Genomic DNA, 469 nt, shown 5'->3' on the forward strand with positions numbered 1-469 from the left:
CAGCAGTGGAGTCCGGCGGAGCCGTGCGGGCCAGCGTCCGGGGTGGGCGTGCGGCAAGGATCGGTCGAACCGCGTTCGTGCGTCAATCCCCCCCGCGACGAGTGGGGCCGCCCCGGCGCGGCGTCGATAGCATGGGTTCCGATGCATGACGAACGCCACGAGGAGGGCACCCATGAAGATCGTATCGACCGGCGCGACGCGTAGCGCGCCGACCGCCGGCTGAGCGGAGCGACACGATGTACCGCCATCTGCTCGTGACGGTCGACGACGCGCCCGGCGGCATCGACGCGATCGGCGACGCGCTCGAACTGGCGCGCGCGGTCGGCGCGCGGGTCACGTTCGTGCTGCCCGCCGCCGCGCCGGACTCGCGTTTATCCGGAGCGCGGCTGCCCGGACACGGTGCGAAAGTGGAAGCCGCCGCGCGGGCGCAGGGCCTGTCCCATGGGATCGCGGGGGCCGGCCAACCGGG

The 469-nt window shown here is 73.8% G+C and carries 1 pseudogene; it reads left to right on the forward strand.

From position 1 onward, the window contains the following. Positions 1-236: 236 nt before the first annotated feature. A pseudogene (locus tag H0X91_RS34725) lies at positions 237-469 on the forward strand (universal stress protein); the annotation flags it as partial.

The sequence above is a fragment of the Burkholderia sp. 9777_1386 genome (genome assembly GCF_015712265.1).
Lineage (GTDB): Bacteria > Pseudomonadota > Gammaproteobacteria > Burkholderiales > Burkholderiaceae > Burkholderia > Burkholderia cenocepacia.